This window comes from Desulforhabdus sp. TSK (genome assembly GCF_022836495.1).
In the GTDB taxonomy this organism is placed as follows: Bacteria; Desulfobacterota; Syntrophobacteria; order Syntrophobacterales; family Syntrophobacteraceae; genus Desulforhabdus.
In genome coordinates this window covers 1-16,444 of the sequence record NZ_BQXM01000040.1, presented here as the reverse complement: position 1 = coordinate 16,444, position 16,444 = coordinate 1, and the positions used below count along the sequence as shown (strand labels likewise).

The 16,444-nt window shown below is 58.1% G+C and carries 13 protein-coding genes and 1 pseudogene; 4 read left to right on the top strand and 10 right to left on the bottom strand.

Annotation, left to right across the window (positions count from 1 at the left end; translation table 11 throughout):
* Positions 1-3 precede the first annotated feature (3 nt).
* Genes MWC30_RS18515 through MWC30_RS18505 form a run of 3 tightly spaced genes read left to right on the top strand, consistent with a single transcriptional unit; the run spans position 4 to position 5,006 of the window.
* Entirely contained in the window at positions 4-1,083 is a 1,080-nt protein-coding gene (locus tag MWC30_RS18515) for an HlyD family secretion protein (protein WP_244085691.1), read from the top strand.
* Between the two features lie 15 nt (positions 1,084-1,098).
* Positions 1,099-3,882, top strand: a complete 2,784-nt coding sequence (gene rbbA / locus MWC30_RS18510) for a ribosome-associated ATPase/putative transporter RbbA (RefSeq protein ID WP_244085690.1) — start codon at positions 1,099-1,101, stop codon at positions 3,880-3,882.
* A gap of 2 nt (positions 3,883-3,884) precedes the next feature.
* Positions 3,885-5,006, top strand: coding sequence for an ABC transporter permease (locus MWC30_RS18505; protein ID WP_244085689.1), 1,122 nt, complete (start codon positions 3,885-3,887; stop codon positions 5,004-5,006).
* Positions 5,007-5,542: 536 nt separating this feature from the next.
* Here the strand turns inward: MWC30_RS18505 and MWC30_RS18500 are convergent.
* The 7 genes from MWC30_RS18500 to MWC30_RS18470 all read right to left on the bottom strand — a co-directional run bounded on the left by MWC30_RS18500 (position 5,543) and on the right by MWC30_RS18470 (position 12,898).
* Positions 5,543-6,070: a phospholipid-binding protein MlaC gene (locus MWC30_RS18500; protein WP_244085688.1), complete on the bottom strand. Its 528-nt coding sequence runs from the start codon at positions 6,068-6,070 to the stop codon at positions 5,543-5,545.
* A 158-nt stretch (positions 6,071-6,228) separates the two neighbouring features.
* Positions 6,229-7,050, bottom strand: coding sequence for a DUF169 domain-containing protein (locus tag MWC30_RS18495; RefSeq protein WP_244085687.1), 822 nt, complete (start codon positions 7,048-7,050; stop codon positions 6,229-6,231).
* Positions 7,051-7,080: 30 nt separating this feature from the next.
* The gene (locus MWC30_RS18490; protein WP_244085686.1) at positions 7,081-8,232 is read right to left on the bottom strand and encodes an NADH:flavin oxidoreductase; all 1,152 of its coding nucleotides are present in this window, start codon (positions 8,230-8,232) and stop codon (positions 7,081-7,083) included.
* A 116-nt stretch (positions 8,233-8,348) separates the two neighbouring features.
* Complete coding sequence (locus MWC30_RS18485) at positions 8,349-10,436, bottom strand: acetate--CoA ligase family protein (protein WP_244085685.1); 2,088 nt, start codon at positions 10,434-10,436, stop codon at positions 8,349-8,351.
* Between the two features lie 379 nt (positions 10,437-10,815).
* On the bottom strand, positions 10,816-11,178 hold the full coding sequence (locus MWC30_RS18480; RefSeq protein WP_256461277.1) for a transposase: 363 nt from the start codon (positions 11,176-11,178) through the stop codon (positions 10,816-10,818).
* Positions 11,179-11,285: 107 nt separating this feature from the next.
* Positions 11,286-11,918, bottom strand: a complete 633-nt coding sequence (locus tag MWC30_RS18475; protein ID WP_244085683.1) for an acetate uptake transporter family protein — start codon at positions 11,916-11,918, stop codon at positions 11,286-11,288.
* Between the two features lie 173 nt (positions 11,919-12,091).
* Positions 12,092-12,898 carry a hypothetical protein gene (locus tag MWC30_RS18470; RefSeq protein WP_244085682.1) on the bottom strand — a complete coding sequence of 269 codons (807 nt, stop codon included), beginning with the start codon at positions 12,896-12,898 and terminating at the stop codon, positions 12,092-12,094.
* 256 nt (positions 12,899-13,154) lie between these two features.
* Between MWC30_RS18470 and MWC30_RS18465 the strand changes: the two genes are divergently transcribed.
* Positions 13,155-14,579 carry a sigma-54-dependent Fis family transcriptional regulator gene (locus MWC30_RS18465; protein ID WP_244085681.1) on the top strand — a complete coding sequence of 475 codons (1,425 nt, stop codon included), beginning with the start codon at positions 13,155-13,157 and terminating at the stop codon, positions 14,577-14,579.
* A 101-nt stretch (positions 14,580-14,680) separates the two neighbouring features.
* Here the strand turns inward: MWC30_RS18465 and MWC30_RS18460 are convergent, their stop codons facing one another.
* From MWC30_RS18460 to MWC30_RS23100, 3 genes and pseudogenes are all read right to left on the bottom strand, one after another.
* Complete coding sequence (locus MWC30_RS18460; protein WP_244085680.1) at positions 14,681-15,283, bottom strand: MBL fold metallo-hydrolase; 603 nt, start codon at positions 15,281-15,283, stop codon at positions 14,681-14,683.
* Positions 15,284-15,610: 327 nt separating this feature from the next.
* Positions 15,611-16,132: a hypothetical protein gene (locus MWC30_RS18455; protein ID WP_244085679.1), complete on the bottom strand. Its 522-nt coding sequence runs from the start codon at positions 16,130-16,132 to the stop codon at positions 15,611-15,613.
* 52 nt (positions 16,133-16,184) lie between these two features.
* Positions 16,185-16,289 (bottom strand): annotated as a pseudogene (locus MWC30_RS23100) (hypothetical protein); the annotation flags it as partial.
* Positions 16,290-16,444 lie beyond the last annotated feature (155 nt).

The window sequence follows — 16,444 nt, the reverse complement described above, 5'->3', positions numbered from 1 at the left end:
TGGATGGGAACGCGAAGGTGGACATGGTTTATAAAGGCCGCGTGGGGCGGTGTGATCGTCTCGGCCGCTGTCCTGCTTGCCTGGCAGTTTCATTTTAGTGGCAAGGGAAACAGCGGGGTGATCGCTGGCGGCAACGGGCGCATCGAAGCCACCGAGATCGATGTGGCGGCCAAACTGGCAGGCCGGATCAAGACGGTTCTCGTCGATGAGGGAGATTTTGTTACTGCCGGCCAGGTCGTCGCCCAAATGGATACCGAGGTTCTCCAGGCCCAGCTCCGTCAGGCCGAAGCGCAGTGGAGGCAGGCACAGAATGCGGTAGCGACCGCCCGCAGCCGTCTCGCTCAGCGCGAGAGCGAAAAAGCGGCCTCTCAGGCCGTGGTGGTCCAGCGTCAGGCGGAGCTCGATGCAGCTCGAAAGCGCGCGGGCCGAACCTCGGTGCTGGCCCGTGAAGGCGGGGTTTCGCACCAGGAGGCCGATGACGACCGGGCCCGCGTCCAAAGCTACGAGGCCGCCGTCATTGCCGCGCGGGCGCAGGTGGCTGCGACCGAGGCTGCCATTGCCACAGCGCAGTCGGAAGTGCTCGGAGCGGAGTCGGCTGTCGAGGCTGCAATGGCTACCTGTGAGCGCATCCGCGCCGACATTGCCGACAGCGATCTAAAGGCGCCACGGGACGGACGCGTGCAGTACCGCATAGCTCAACCGGGTGAGGTGCTCGGAGCGGGAGGGCGGGTGTTGAGCCTGGTCGATCTGAGCGATGTCTACATGACTTTTTTCCTGCCCACTGCGGCGGCCGGGCGCGTTCCGTTGGGCTCCGAAGTGCGCCTGGTGCTGGACGCGGCACCCCAGTACGTAATTCCCGCGCAGGTTTCTTTTGTAGCCAACGTGGCTCAGTTCACACCCAAGACGGTGGAAACGGCCATCGAGCGCGAAAAGCTCATGTTCCGCATCAAGGCCCGTATTTCCGCCGATTTGCTTCGCGCCCATATCACGCGGGTCAAGACCGGACTGCCCGGTATGGCCTATGTTCGCCTGGATCCCCGGGCTGAATGGCCGCCCCATCTCCAGGTGAAATTACCGCAATGAGTGAGGATAGAGCCGATGGCTGATGCAAAGAGCGGCGAAGAGCGGGCGCCGGTTGTTCGCATGTCGGAGGTGAGCCTGCGCTACGGAAAGGCTCAAACTCTGGATGCGATCGAGCTCGACGTGCCGGCCGGAAGAATGGTAGGCCTGATCGGACCGGATGGGGCCGGTAAGTCCAGCCTTCTCTCTCTTGTTGCCGGAGCCCGCATGATACAAAAAGGACGGATCGAGGTGCTGGGCGGCGACATGTCCGATGCGCGGCTCCGGCGCCGGGTGTGCCCGCGGGTGGCCTACATGCCTCAGGGGCTTGGAAAGAATCTTTTCGCCACACTTTCCGTGCAAGAAAACGTCGAGTTCTTCGCCCGCCTGTTCGGCCACGGCCGCAGCGAACGGGAACGGCGGATTTCCGTTCTGTTGGACTCAACCGGTCTTGCACCCTTTGCGGCACGGCCCGCCGGCAAGCTCTCGGGCGGCATGAAACAAAAGCTCGGGCTGTGCTGTGCCCTCATCCACGACCCCGACCTCCTGATCCTCGACGAGCCCACCACGGGGGTCGATCCCCTCTCACGGCGCCAATTCTGGGAGCTCATCGAGCGAATTCGCACCGGCCGCCCGGGTATGAGCGTGCTGATTGCCACGGCCTATATGGAGGAAGCCTTGCGCTTCGACTGGCTGGTGGCGATGGATACAGGCCGGGTGCTGGCTACCGGTTCACCGCAGGAGCTGCTTGCCCGTACACACACCCGCTCGCTCGAACAAGCTTTCATCGCTCTGCTGCCGGAAGAAAGACGCCAGGGCCATCAGCCCGTGGAGATCCAGGCGCGTCAAGTCAGGGGGGAAGAAGAGGACATCGCAATCGAGGCCAGGGACCTCACGATGCGCTTCGGGGACTTTACGGCGGTCGAGCATGTGAGCTTTCGCATTCATCGCGGCGAGATCTTCGGTTTTCTCGGCTCAAACGGCTGCGGGAAGACCACGACGATGAAGATGCTCACCGGTCTGCTGCCGGCCAGTGAAGGGCAGGCATGGCTTTTCGGAAATCCGGTCGATCCGCACGACATTCAAACGCGCCGCCGAGTGGGCTACATGTCCCAGTCCTTCTCGCTCTACTCCGAGCTTACCGTGCGGCAGAACCTCGAGCTGCACGCGCGCCTGTTTCACCTTCCCGCCGGCCGGATTCCGGCCCGTGTCGCCGAAATGGCGGAGCGGTTCGGGCTAAGCGGAGCGATGGACGCATTGCCGGCCAATTTGCCCCTTGGGCAGCGCCAGCGCCTGTCGCTGGCAGTGGCGATGATCCACGCGCCGGAGATGCTGATCCTCGACGAGCCGACCTCGGGAGTGGACCCCGTCGCTCGCGACGCCTTCTGGCAAATCCTGATCGAGCTCTCACGCCGAGATGGGGTCACGATCTTTATCTCGACCCATTTCATGAACGAAGCCGAGCGCTGTGACCGCATCTCCCTGATGCACGCGGGCCGGGTGCTGGTTAGCGATTCCCCCGCCTCGGTGATTGAGAGGCGAGGCGCGAGCACGCTGGAAGACGCCTTCATCCGCTATCTCGAGGACGTTGCGCCCGAAGGCCAAGGGCCGGTCGAGGGGGGGCCCGAAGGCGGTGCAGCCGAGGCAATTTCCGGGCCGATAGAGGACAGGCGCAATGAACAGGAGGGGCAAGGATACTTTTCCCTCAGGCGCATGGCGAGCTACAGCCGGCGCGAGGCTTTGGAGCTGCGCCGCGACCCGATCCGTGCGATCCTGGCCCTCGTCGGCAGCGCAATCCTGTTGTTCATCATGGGTTACGGCATCAACCTGGACGTGGAGAAGCTTGCCTTCGCAGTGCTGGACCGCGATCAGACCACGACCAGCCGCGACTATGCGTTGAATCTATCCGCATCGCACTATTTCTCCGAGCGCGCGCCGATTGCCGATTATGAAGATCTGGAGCGGCGCATGCGCTCCGGCGAGCTCAGTCTGGCCATCGAGATCCCGCCGGGATTTGCCCGGGACATCGCACGCTCCACGCCCGTGGCGGTTGGGGCCTGGATCGATGGAGCCATGCCTCAACGGGCCGAAACCGTGCGCAGCTACGTGCAGGGCATGCACGCCCACTGGCTGGCAGCCCGGGCCGCTTACGATTCCACCGCCGGGGCGCCTGGGACTCCTGCGACCATAGAAATCCGTTTCCGCTACAACCCCGACGTTAGAAGTCTGCCGGCCATGGTGCCCGCGGTGATCCCCCTTCTGCTGATGCTGATCCCCGCGATTCTGACCGCGCTTTCGGTAGTGAGGGAAAAGGAGCTCGGATCCATCGTGAATTTTTACGTGACTCCGGTTACCCGGCTCGAATTCCTGCTGGGCAAGCAGCTGCCCTATGTTGCGCTCGCCATGCTGAACTTCCTGCTCCTGACAGTTCTTGCGGTGACGATCTTCGGTGTGCCGGTCAAAGGCAGCTTCCCCACGCTTGCCACCAGCGCACTGCTGTACGTGGGCTCGTCTACGGCCCTGGGCCTGCTCATCTCCAGCTTCATGCGCACCCAGATTGCCGCCATTTTCGGCACCGCCGTCCTCACCATGCTGCCGACCATCGAGTTTTCGGGCATCCTCGATCCGGTCTCCTCGCTCAAGGGAACCGGTGCGCTCATCGGACACATCTACCCGACGACGCACTTTCTGACGATATCCCGAGGGGTGTTCAACAAGGGTTTGGAGTTTACAGACCTGCACGGCTCCTTCGTTCCACTGCTCATCGCCGTGCCGGTGCTGCTGACTCTGAGCTCCGCATTATTGAAGAAGCAGGAGCGATGACCATGGCCGTGGCAAATATCGTGTACCTGGGCATCAAAGAGGTGCGCAGCCTGATGAGGGACCCGATCATGCTGGTGCTGATCGCCTATGCCTTCACGCTTTCCATCTACACCAGGGCGACCGCCATTCCCGAAACGCTCAACAAGGCGCCGATCGCCATCGTGGACGAGGACGGTTCACCGCTTTCGGAGCGCATCATCAGCGCATTCTATCCACCCTACTTCACGCCGCCCGTCTTGGTCACCCAGCCGGAGATGGATATCGGTATGGATGATGGCCTCTACACCTTCGGGGTCGATATCCCTCCGGAATTTCAGCGTGATGTTCTGGCGGGACGCCGCCCCGCGCTCCAGCTCAATGCCGATGCCACCCGCATGACCCAGGCATTCAACGGCAGCGGCTACATCCAGGCGATCGTCGACGGCGAGGTGCGATCCTTCGTTCAACGTTCCAGGGAGAACACCGTGGCGCCCATCGACCTGGCGTTGCGCATCCGATTCAATCCCAACCTGACCAAGTTCTGGTTTGGTGCGGTCATGCAGGTCATCAACAACATCACCATGCTCTCCATCGTGCTCACCGGTGCGGCGCTGATCCGCGAGCGCGAGCACGGAACCATAGAGCATCTCCTGGTGATGCCCGTCACTCCCTTCGAGATCATGACGGCAAAAGTGTGGTCCATGGGTCTCGTCGTGCTCTGCGCCTCGGCCTTTTCGCTCAACTTCGTCGTCCGGGGGCTGCTGGCGGTACCCGTTCAAGGCTCGATGCTGCTCTTCCTGGCCGGTACCGCGCTGCATCTTTTCGCCACCACCTCGATGGGAATCTTCCTTGGCACCATCGCACGGTCGATGCCACAGTTCGGGCTGCTGCTGATGCTGGTGCTGTTGCCGCTCCAGATGCTTTCCGGCGCATCGACGCCACGGGAGAGCATGCCGGAAGTGGTGCAGTTCATCATGCTGGCCGCACCGAATACCCATTTTGTCATGCTCGCCCAATCGATTCTCTTTCGCGGCTCGGGCATGGATGTGGTGTGGCCGCAATTCGGCGCGCTGACGGCAATCGGCTCGGTGTTGTTCAGTGTGTCTCTGGGCCGCTTTCGCAAGACCTTGGGAAGTATGGCGTGAGATTAATTGGGCCGGAAGCCGGGTTGGACTGGCTGCTGCCGGAAAGACTCAAAAACCTGGAGATGGCTCTTAACGCTTTGAAAGAAAAAAGCAGGATCTATGAGACCGTGTGTAGACTTGCCTCGGTCTCGCCAAGGCAAGTCTACAGGTCGAGGCGGAGGAGGATAGAGTTGCTCTCTGCACAAAATCTATTTTTTACATCAATCCTTCGATAAACTTCCCGCTCAAGCTGGTCCCAAATCCGTGCAAAACCCCACAGATCAAATGCTTCGTCAAGATGTCAGATCCGTCGATCATGCCGTTAGTTGGTCTATTGCTTCCAAGTTGGGTGGGGACTGTTGCTTTTTGCATCGGGATTTGGTTGTTGCTGTAGTTCAGACATGGTGGAACAGCCTACGACACCAAACATCAGGGAAAGGATCAATAGACACGTTGCGATCTTTTTCATGCTAACCTCCTGGAATTAGTCTCATGGTTTCGATTACCCGGATAAAATCAATTTCCCTCCGCCAAGGATGAAACACTCTTTGAACCGATTATTGTTCCGCAACCTTCGCGCGCAACCGGTTCAACAGCTCTTTAAAAGACTCGTTATTCAAGATTGAACCGAACTGCTGCCTGTAGTTGTTCACGAGGCTTATTCCCTCTATGACTACATCGTAGGTTTTCCATTCTCCGTTCTCGATCCGTCGCAGCCGGTATTCGATCAGGACATCGGGCTGATTCCGGCTGGTTACACGAGTCCCAATATTGGCATAGTCACCCTCGATCTTTTCCTGGTCATAAGCGATTCGCGTGTCCGAGGTAGCCGCCGCTTCCACGCGAGAGACGTAGACATTGAAGAGAAGCTGCTTGAAGAGCTGGACAAACTCCCGCTGGTTATCGGGAGACTGGTCCTTCCAGGGGCGTCCCAGGGAACGTCGGGCCATCTCTTCGAAGTTGAAGTACTCATCTACGATGCAAAGAATTTCTGCACGGCGCTCTTTCAGACTGGGACCACCGCCAGAGAGTGCACCCTTGATGATATCGAGCCCGCGCTCCGAACCGGACCGAATGACTTCCATCGGTGTTCTTCCGGCGGCGGACAGGACAAGGGGAAGCCCGATGACACCAGCAAGAGCAACAGCCAACGCAACTACAAGGCATCTTCTGAGGCGTGGAGCGATAACCGTCCTGTCTTTCCTTGCGCAAAGAAATCGAGAGGCTCTCAAGTTTCGATCCATTACTCACCGGGTTTCATAAGCGAGCGCCAGGTTTTCCTCTCAAGGAAGCTTCCCGGCACATCTTTTTCCATTTCAAGAAACATTTCCCAGGGCACGGCGAAGGACATGTACTTTTCTCCCAGGAGCGCTCGGACGTACTTCCTGGCCGAGATGTCGGTTAGACCTACCACTGCCCTCTGTCTTCCCTCTTCCGCCTCCTTGAAGGGAAGGATGCCGATGGTCTGACATCCGGCGGCAAAGGGGATGATCACGTTTTCATAGCCGTCCCTGCCGTAGTTGGTCAGAACCACCAGGGCCGACAGTTGATCCGCGTCCGCGAGAAAAACGACCGTTGCCGGTTTTTCCGACCCCGGGTCCACGTCCTTCAGTGGCTTGAACAGGACATAAGGGGCTGGAACCTTCCGCATCGGGAGCTCCCTCAGGAACTGATTCACCAGCTCCGGTGATTTGACATAAGCCTCACCCTCGAGGAAGTTCTCGGCGAATTCCCTTCCTGCCGATTCGCTCAGGACCTTGCCGACTTCCTTGCCTTTTTCCCACCGGGCGTTTCCGCTCGAAAGAAAGTGGGCGAAGCACTCAATCCCGCCAGGGAAGTGCAAATATGTATTGCCGAACCCGAGACCGACTCCGCCTCCCCAACACCCGTAGGTCTCGGCATCGAAGGCCGCGGTTTTGCCTCTGGCGGCATTTGCAAACATGAACATGACGCATCCCCATTTGCCCTTCTTAAACCGGAGAGCGTTCTCCGGAGCTACTTCACTCATCAGAACGGCGACAGGGTTGTACTTGAGGCCGATGGCTCCCGCGATCCTGGATTCCATATGCTGTTTCCTTTCCGGTTGCGTATGAGCCTAATCCTGGTCATTTTCGACGGCGCCGGGCTCATTGAGCCTTGCCAGGAACGCGTCTCGAACCGTTTTTTCCCACCTCGAGCAGAAGGCCGGCTTTCCACTCATGACGCGCTTCATGCAAAGGGAGCAGGTGGCCTCGCAGGAATTGATGGACTCTTTCACGATACCGGCCGCTTTCTTCACCCACAGGGGATCGGCAAACAGGACCCTGGCAAGCCCGATGAGGTTCGCCGTACCCTCCTCAAGGATCTTCACGGCGGTCGCGGGGGTTTGAATTCTTCCGGCCGCAATGATCGGCGTGTGCGGAACGGCTGCCTTGATGGCTCCGGCAAAGTGCGCCATGTAGCCTTCTTTTTTTTCCTGCTCGAGGTAGTCGGGGGCAAAGAAGGAGTCGTAAGTACCGGCCATGACGGACAGATAAGCCGGCCGCCTTTGTTCGAGCTCCATGGCAAGAGGGGCTGTCTCGATGGTATGAAGCCCCTCCGGGAGCCATTCATCGGCCAGAAAGCGGTAGCCTACCGGATAGTCCGGACCCACGGCGGCCCGCACGGCGTCAACCACCATCAGGGGAAAGCGCATGCGGTTCTCCAGGCTCCCTCCGAATGCATCGGTGCGCCGGTTGGTGCGTTGCGACAGAAACTGCACAAGGAGGTAGCCGGTTCCGCCGTGAATCTCGACACCGTCAAATCCCGCCTCTTTCACACGCCGTGCGGCGGAAGCATAGGCTTCGGCCATGAGGTGGATCTCCTCGACGGTCATCCCCCGTGGAACCGCGTCCCCCGTGGGTACCGGCGATGGGGCGATCCTCTCGGGTGTGAAGGCGTACCGGCCGGCGTGGTTGATCTGAAGGACAGCCAGCGCCCCTTCCTTCTGAATGGCTTTGGCAAGCGTGGAGAGCCCCGAAAGGTACTTATCCGCATCGACTCTCAGCACGAAGGGAGATCCAAGGCCGGAAGGATGCACGGCGGCGTTTTCGACGACTATCATTGCGGCCCCGGACATCGCCATCGCCCTGTAGTGGTCGAGCAGAAGCGGGCTCACCGTGCCGTCCGCATGGGCGTAGCCGAGAAAGAGCGGAGCCATGGTGATCCGGTTTTTGAGCCGAAGGCCTGCAAGCTCCAGCGGACTGAAGAGGATAATGTTTTGATCCATGAATGCCTCCACAGAGGTCATTATTTCATAATTAAGTTAAGTTAGTAAACGATCAGTTAATTATCACTACCACATTTGGCTTCATGGGTCAAGAAATTCCAAGGGTTCGTAAGGGTTCAGCCGTTCATGGACAGCAGCAGACGTGCGTCGAGGATCACGGCCCCGTTCCCTTTGTCATGCAGGCAGATAGGATTGATATCCACTTCACCAATCTGCGGGAAGTGATGCATCAGCTCTGAAATCAGCACCAAAGCTCGGCCCGCCGCCTCGATATCCGCCTCTGGCATGCCTCGAAACCGCCCGAGTATGCGCGCTCCCGACAACTCCCGAAGCATTTGCAGCGCGGTATCGATCCCGACCGGAGCAAGCCGCGTGCGGACGTCTCTAAAAACTTCGACCATTATGCCACCGAGACCGGTGAGCACGACGGGGCCGAAGGACGGGTCTCGCTTTCCTCCAATGATGAGCTCCCGAGAGGAGAAAACCATCTTCTGCACCACCACCCCCACAACATCACCGGCAAGGCCGCTTAGCCGTGTCCAATCTCTCCGGAGCTCCTCGTCTCCGGAAACGCCCACTGCCACGGCTCCCTTTTCGGATTTATGGAGAAGCGAGGAAGCCACGGCTTTCAAAACGACGGGGTACCCCATGGCCCGGGCGGTGCCGAGGGCATCGGAAAGAGTTTTGGCCATCGCCCAGTTCGCTACCGGAGCTCCGATTCGGCTGACGAGGTCCAGACTTTCGTGGAGCAGAGGTTGACGCTTTTCGATCTCGAAGGTACGCAGCCACGCTTTCACCTCATCGAGCCAGGGAGCGGGGGCCGGTGCGGAAATCGTCTCATTGAGCCGTATTGCCGAGGCATTTGTATGCTCCCATTGGATCGAGAGGGCCTCGACGGCTTCAACGGGCTCGAGAAAGAAGGGAAACTCGAGGGTCTCCCAAAGATGCACGCGCTCCTGGAAGGGTATTTCCACGACAAGGGCGATAGGCTTGCCATATCGGATCGAAAGATTCCACAGGTCCTGGAGCAGGCGCCTGGAAGCTTCACGTTCGGTGAGCATCTGGGAGACCTGGATGAAGATGGCCCCATGGATATCGTCCTGGCGTAAGGCGCCTTCGACCACCTTCAGATAGAAGGGAAGATCGTAGAGATCGCCGAGGTCCATCGGGTTTCCGAGTCGGATCACCCCGGCCCGAAGCCGCTCCCGAACGATTTCAAGCAGCCGCTCGCCCAGGGAAGGTAAATGGAAACCGTGACGGGCACAGGCATCGGCCGCAACCACCGCATGTCCCCCCGAGCGGGAGATGACGGCAAGATTTTTCCCTTTGAGGAGAGGCATGGAAAAGCCGCGCATGGCGTTGATCGCCTCCGCAACGGAGTGGACACGCACGATTCCCGCCTCCCCGCAGACGGCATCCGTCACCGCGTCGTCTCCGGCCAGGGCGGCGGTGTGCGACTGGGCAATGGCCCGGCTAAGCGGGCTCGTGTTGGACTTATGTAAGATGACGGGCTTCGAGCTCCCTCGCGCCGCCTCGACGAATTCCCGCCCGCGCTTGAAGTCCTCGAGGTAGAAATAGATGATCTCCGTTTCGGGATCGCCTAGAAGGAAGGTGAGAAAATCGGTCTCATCGAGGCTCAGCTTGTTTCCCATGCTCACGATCTTGTTCACTCCGATGCCCGAAGAGCTCAGCCTCTCTCCAAAAGAAAGGCCCACGCCTCCGCTTTGGGCGAACACGCTCGCCTTGCCCGGCCTGTAGGGGGTCGGCAGGGCGATAAAGGGCGTATAGAGTCCCGTTTTGGTGTTGACCACGCCGATACAGTTGGGCCCCACAAAACGGATGCCAAACCGGGAGCAGATTTCTACCACCTGCTTCTCGAGCGCCGCCCCCTCAGGCCCCATTTCCCGAAATCCACCCGATTCGATGACTGCGCGCTCAATGCCTTTTTCACCGCACTGGGCCAGGATTTCCGGGATGAAGCGGGCGGGCGTGAGGATCACCGCCAGGTCCACCGGCCCCGGCAACTCCGTAACCGACCGGTGGATGGGCCGCCCCAGCACCTCGCCTCCACGGGGGCCAACGGTATGGATTTCCCCCTGGTAGCCGAAGCGGACCAGGTTGCTCACGATGTTTTTCCCGAGATTGTCCTCCGATTCGGAGACTCCAACCACAACAACCGACTGTGCCGAAAAGAGCTTGTGCATGCCCGTCCCTTCATCATGTAAAACGACTCACCGCAAAGATGGCTTTGCGGTGAGGGAATTGCGGGGCTGTTCGCGGTGCCCCGGACTTGTTCGTTTCTCTCGAGCCGGTTTCAGATGACGCCTTGCTCCTTTAGATCCATGAGTTTCGCGCCTCCGATGCCGGTACTTTTGCTTTCCGGCGTCGCCCGACGTCCTGGATCCATTCCTCCGGCAAAAACAGGCCGCGATCGAGAATCACCTCTGTTCGCGGACTTAAGTACCTGAACACATGTTTTCGAACTCTTTCACGTCATTCCGGCAGTCTTTGAGCCGGAATCCATGCCGGCGCAAAGACTGGATTCCGGCTGGAAACATGCCGGAATGACGCAAAGGTACGAGGCTAACTAAAATGTTCGATAACTTGTGTATGGGTACTTACATGGACCAGTAAAGCCGCGATCTGACAGTTTTCCATTTTTTCTTTCCATGGGTTCCACTGGGTCGCGACGCCGACAGAGCCGGACCCCTTCTTGGCAAAGCACGCCTGTTTCAGAACCGCGCCCCCCCTGCCATCCACCAGCCTCTCCACAGCCAGATCCTGCAAGATGTCCCTGGCAGCATCGGCATCCCAGTTCACCAGGTAGAGAAGCCTCTGCATCTTGTCCGACGCGGCATCTCCGACAGAGTCTCGGCAAGTCTGGGACCGGTCCTGCGCCGGGTAAGTAGAAGGGCGCGAAGGTACTGTGCCATCTGACGGGCCGATTCCTGCCGCGCAAACACCCCGTTGAAGCGAGTGCTGAATCTCTCGAAAGAGGTTTGCATTCGCCTGAAATCATTTGTACATGGGCTGCTCCAATCCACGCGGCAACGTTATTCGGCTGCAGTCTGGAGCTTGACGGAGGCCGTCGGCAATACATGAGGGGCAGGCACGGGGAAGATAGATCGTTCGAAGACGGTATTGATAGTGATGGCGGCGGCAAGATAGAGACCGATACATCCGGCAATAAGGAGGGTCCATGCAACAATGGGAGCAAAAATCGCTTTATTGCCGAGCTGCAAGTCTATAATCACGATGGACCAGAGTGCCACATCGATCAGGGCAACCGCCCAAAAGAGGGCCTTGGTGGACTTCAGATAACTCGGCGTCATAAGGGTCAGCCATGCGGCACTGGCACACCACGCCCATCCCTCGATTTTCGTATCGAAGGGGAGTCCCGCCTTGAGCAATCCGTACTTGGTGGCACAGCCCAGTGCCGCCGTGGCCATGAAGAAGGCGCCGAAGAAAAGAAAAACGTTTCCGCCGGAGATGTTATGGTCCTTGAGCTCTATGAGTCCGCAGGTGAGCTGGCAGATAGCCCCTCCCACCAGCCAGCAAGCCAGCAAGGGAAGAGCATCATGACTGACTTTCCCAGTAAACATCGCATAAAAGGTAAAACAGGCCATCGCCAGTGCCCCCAGTCCGGCCGGGGCGGGATTTGCGAAAGAGTGCTGCTGTGTCGCCATGACAGTTCCTTTCATTTAATTAATGATTTGGTCAATCAGGTTCTAGCGCATCGAAACTAAGAATTCACTCCATCCTCAACCTTCTCCGTCAGGGGCTATCAAGGCATTTCCCACCTCCCTTCCATGTGTGCCGGACGGCAATCACCAAATACAACGCGCGGCAAAAGAAGAAGTTACGGACTCAAAGCATAGGACCACATCATCTCCTTCTGCACCCTGGCCTGGAATACATCCTCGATCTTTTGGTTTACCTGTTCCAGCGCCTCCCAAACCTCTCTCACCTCAGGCGCCAGGCGCCATTCCTCCGGCCTGGTGACATACTCCGCTCCCTTTCCCACGAACTTGTAGAAATGCACCGTGCACTCCCGGTACTCCTCACCCTCACCGTTCCATCGGATGAAGTTCCCGGGAAAGATCCCCGCAATCTTCCATCCTCCCTTAATGCACCAGTTCTGGGTGATGTCGTGCCAGGTCTCGCAAAATGTCGTGAAGTACTCCGCACCGGAGTCGAGGGCGATGATTCGAGTGAAGCGCCGAAGCTCGTCGCTGAGATCGCGTCTTCGGTAGTCGGGGTGAGTCGCGGCAAGGGAGAACTCTACCTGGAGGTTTGCCTCGAACTTGGTGAGAAGGGTCGCCCCGACGACTTTTCCCATGGCGGCTTCTTCCACAACGGACATGCAGTAGACCTTGTTCTGCGAATCCTCTTCCCAGGTTTCCCGCATGGCAATGAGGGGTTCGTACCGATCGGGGTCCAGAAGGAATTCATGGGGTGAGCCGCACACTTCCGGATAGGAGGTGCGCCACAGCTCGGCCGCCGATTCCACCAGGCTCTTTCGCAGGACTCCCACCCTGTACAGGTCATCCCCGAAGGGACCTGCTTTGGGAACGGTCCACCTGATTCGCTTCTCAACGGGCGCCCTCGTTCGGCACGTACTTCCCATCTTTTCGTAGGGCTGCGATCGACTCATGTTCATATTCATGGCTCTACTCCTCCCATGAATTGTTGACCATTGCCGGCAACACGGCCGCCGGCGATGCTGACCCGCAAGCTAAGCTATGAACAGGTTAGGCAAGAGGCGTGCCGAAGGATCATGATGGGATACATTGGCCTGTGGAGCCGTTCCCGTCCTTCAATCGATCCTGGATGTCTAATCAATTGACAGAAGATGTCGAATGAATGTCTAATAGGAACGGCGTATCGTATTCTACAGACTTTGGAAGTTGAAGGAGCGCATCATGGATGAAAGCTACAATTTCCTTCGTGTTCCGCCGCGGTTGCTGCAGGCGGTTCTCGATAACCCCTACGAGGGCACGGTGATCATCGACGATCAGGGAATCATCCGCCACTTCAGCAAGGCGGACGAGCCCTTCTACGGCATTACGGCCGAGGAGGCAGTCGGACGCCACATTCGGGATGTGGTTCCAAAGAGCGGCCTGCCGGAAGTGGTTCACAGCGGAAAACCGGAATTTGGGGACACCTTCGACATGAAGGGGTGCAAGGTGATCGTGAACCGCTATCCCATAAGAGAGGGCAACAAGATAATCGGAGCGGTCGGCAAGATGATCTTCCACGACCTCAAGGTCTTCATAGCCCTCAAGCACAAGATGCGGGAGCTCGAGAGCACGGTTCGAAGGTACGAGGTCGAGATTCGGGAGATCTACCAGGCGAGGTACTCGTTTGAGGACCTCATCGGGGAGAGCGTAAAGCTCAACCGGGCAAAAGAGATCGCCATGAGGCTCGCCCCCTCCGATATTCCCATTCTGCTCGCAGGCGAAAGCGGCACGGGAAAGGAGATTTTCGCCCACGCCATCCACCAGGCGAGCTCCAGGCGGGATCGCCCCTTCATCCGGGTCAATTGCGCCTCGATACCGGCAGAGCTCTTCGAATCCGAGCTGTTCGGCTATGGCGCCGGCGCATTCACGGGAGCGCTCAAATCGGGAAAGCAGGGCAAATTCGAGCTTGCCCACAAGGGGACCATTTTTCTTGACGAGATAGGAGACCTGCCCCTGGGGTTGCAGGCCAAGCTCCTCAGGGTCCTGCAGGAAAAGGAAATCGAGCCCCTGGGAGCCCAAAGGCCCAAAACGATCGATTTCAGGCTCATCGCCGCGACCAATCGGGATCTCGAGGAGCGTATACGAGAGGGCTACTTCAGGAAGGACCTCTTTTATCGCCTGAACGTGATAACGGTCACCCTTCCCCCCTTGAGGGAAGTGAAGGAAGATATCCCGGTCCTTGCCGGGCATTTCCTTATGAAGCTGCGGCAAAGATTATCGTCCGGTGTCGAGCATATTGCACCGGAAACGATGCGTTTGCTCATGGTCCATGAGTGGCCGGGAAATATCCGTGAGCTCGAAAACGTCATGGAGCGGGCTCTCTCACTCTGTTCGGGATCGGCCATTGAGCCCGAGCACCTTCCCGAAAGCCTCGTGCATGTGAAGGAAAGAACCGTGCCGATAACACAGGCTCCCGGCGGTCCGCTTCTTCTGGCCGTTTTCAATGCCGAGAAAGAGCAGCTCATCGAGGCCCTTCGGAGGAGTGGAGGCAACAGAACCAAGGCGGCCGCTCTTCTCAACATCCACCGGGCAACCCTCTACTTCAGGCTCAAAAGATACGGCATAAGCCTTGCCGACATTGGAATTCGCCGCAAAACAAGCAGATGAGGCGGACAGCGGTCAAGGGACGTAATGATCCTAATAGCCGCCCTCGGGGCCGGTCTTTACGTGCTTTGCGTCCTGCTTGGGGCTTCCTAGCGGACCGTCCGTCAGGATAGCAGGAAAAACGTTCTCGATTCTTCGGAGACTCTCGCGACACGCCGGGCATGCTCGAAATTCACCAGGTGCGCGAGAGTTTCCAGGAAAGCGAGCCATTCGTCCATGAGATCCAAATCGCTTCCGAAGATAATGGAAGAGACGGCGTAGGCGTTGGCCGGGCCGCTTGCCAGCGCATCCAACACCCGTTGCTTTCTCTCTTCGTGGTGGGCCAGGATCTCCTGGATTCTCCGGGGCAGATCCTCGATGGCGTTGCCGTGAGCCGGCAGGGTGTTCGAGACCTTCAGGGAACGCAGCTCTTCGAGTGAGGCGAGGTAGGAGTGCAGTGGATCGGGAAGGGGGTTGGCGGGATGGGCGGGGATGTTGGAAGCTATGGTCTCCAGTACATGGTCGCCACTGAAAAGAAGCCCCGATCTCCGCTCGAAGATGCAGGTGTGGCCGACCGTGTGCCCCGGAGTGTGAATGGGCAGGAAAGAGTATGGCTCCTTTACGATTTCTTCCCCGTGGCGATAGAAATAATAGGGACGAAAAGGGATGATCAAATCCATGAGCGAAGCCGTTGCGGCTTCCAGTCTGCGCACGATCTTTCGGGGCATGCCGTGCTCGACATAGAACTCCTCGGGGCCTGTCATCAGTTAGGGGTGTTACCGAAATGCGTCCAGCAGCTCGAAGTCCTGGCTGGCCATGTAGATTGCAGCCCCCGATCTTTCCCGGATTGTTGCAGCCAGTCCGCAGTGGTCGCTGTGATAATTGCCCTTGGGTAAACCCCCGGCTTTGCCGGGGGACTCCCACAGTTTGACATTTGCGGGAGTATGCGAAAGCCTCCCTCTTGTGAACCGCTCAAAGTTTGCAAACGGGTGCATCGTAAACCAATAAAATTACAGAGGAGTTGATCAAGATGGCACAGATCCTGCCTTGAAAGTTCATGCCAACTCGCCAATGTCATCCCATCTTTTCTGAACATTATCCCGAAAAACATTGCCGACCATGACAAGCGGCTGCCACAGGATTTTACCCGCGATCGCAAGCTTCCTTTCCCCAAGCTCATTGCCTTCATTCTCTCCCTGACTGCGAGCGGAAAAAGCAAGGGGGTTGACATCAAGTCGGGCGATTTTTTCCATGATTCCCTTCGCAATGGATTGTGGCCCGATGCCGAGCCCGTGCACCGAAGCGCCCTCACCAAGGCCAGAAGGAAGGTTCCCTGGACGATCTTTCGAGATCTCTTGCCGCAAGCCGTTGATTTGGCCTACAGCCTCTTCCCTCGTGATCCCTCCCATCGTTGGCATGGAATGAGGGTCATTGCCTTTGATGGATCCAAATACGATCTGCCCGCAACCCCTGAGATCCGAAAGGAGCTCGACCCGCAAAGCGGCTTTGAGTTTGAGGGCAGAGGCCACTATCCGCAGTGTCTGGTAACGACTCATATGAAAAGGTTTCACGATCAATGAACGCCTGCAGGGATGCCATGCTGATGAATGTTCGGTTCCCTTCCTTTTTTGTCTCCAGGCGGCCGGCTTTGATATGAGTGAACACCGTTCGCGTTGTGCATGAAAGACGCTCACTCGCTTCTTGTATGGTTATGAATTGCGTTTCATCCCACATGAAATCCCCTTCGCCTCACTGTAAAGTATTTAAGTACCCAAGCAAAAGTTTCACAACATTCTAGGTGGAGAAGTTGATTGTGTATTTCGTTCCAAAGTTCTTCAATATGTGATCAATGGCCTCCTGTAGTAAACTAAAGGAGAGATAGGCTGAGA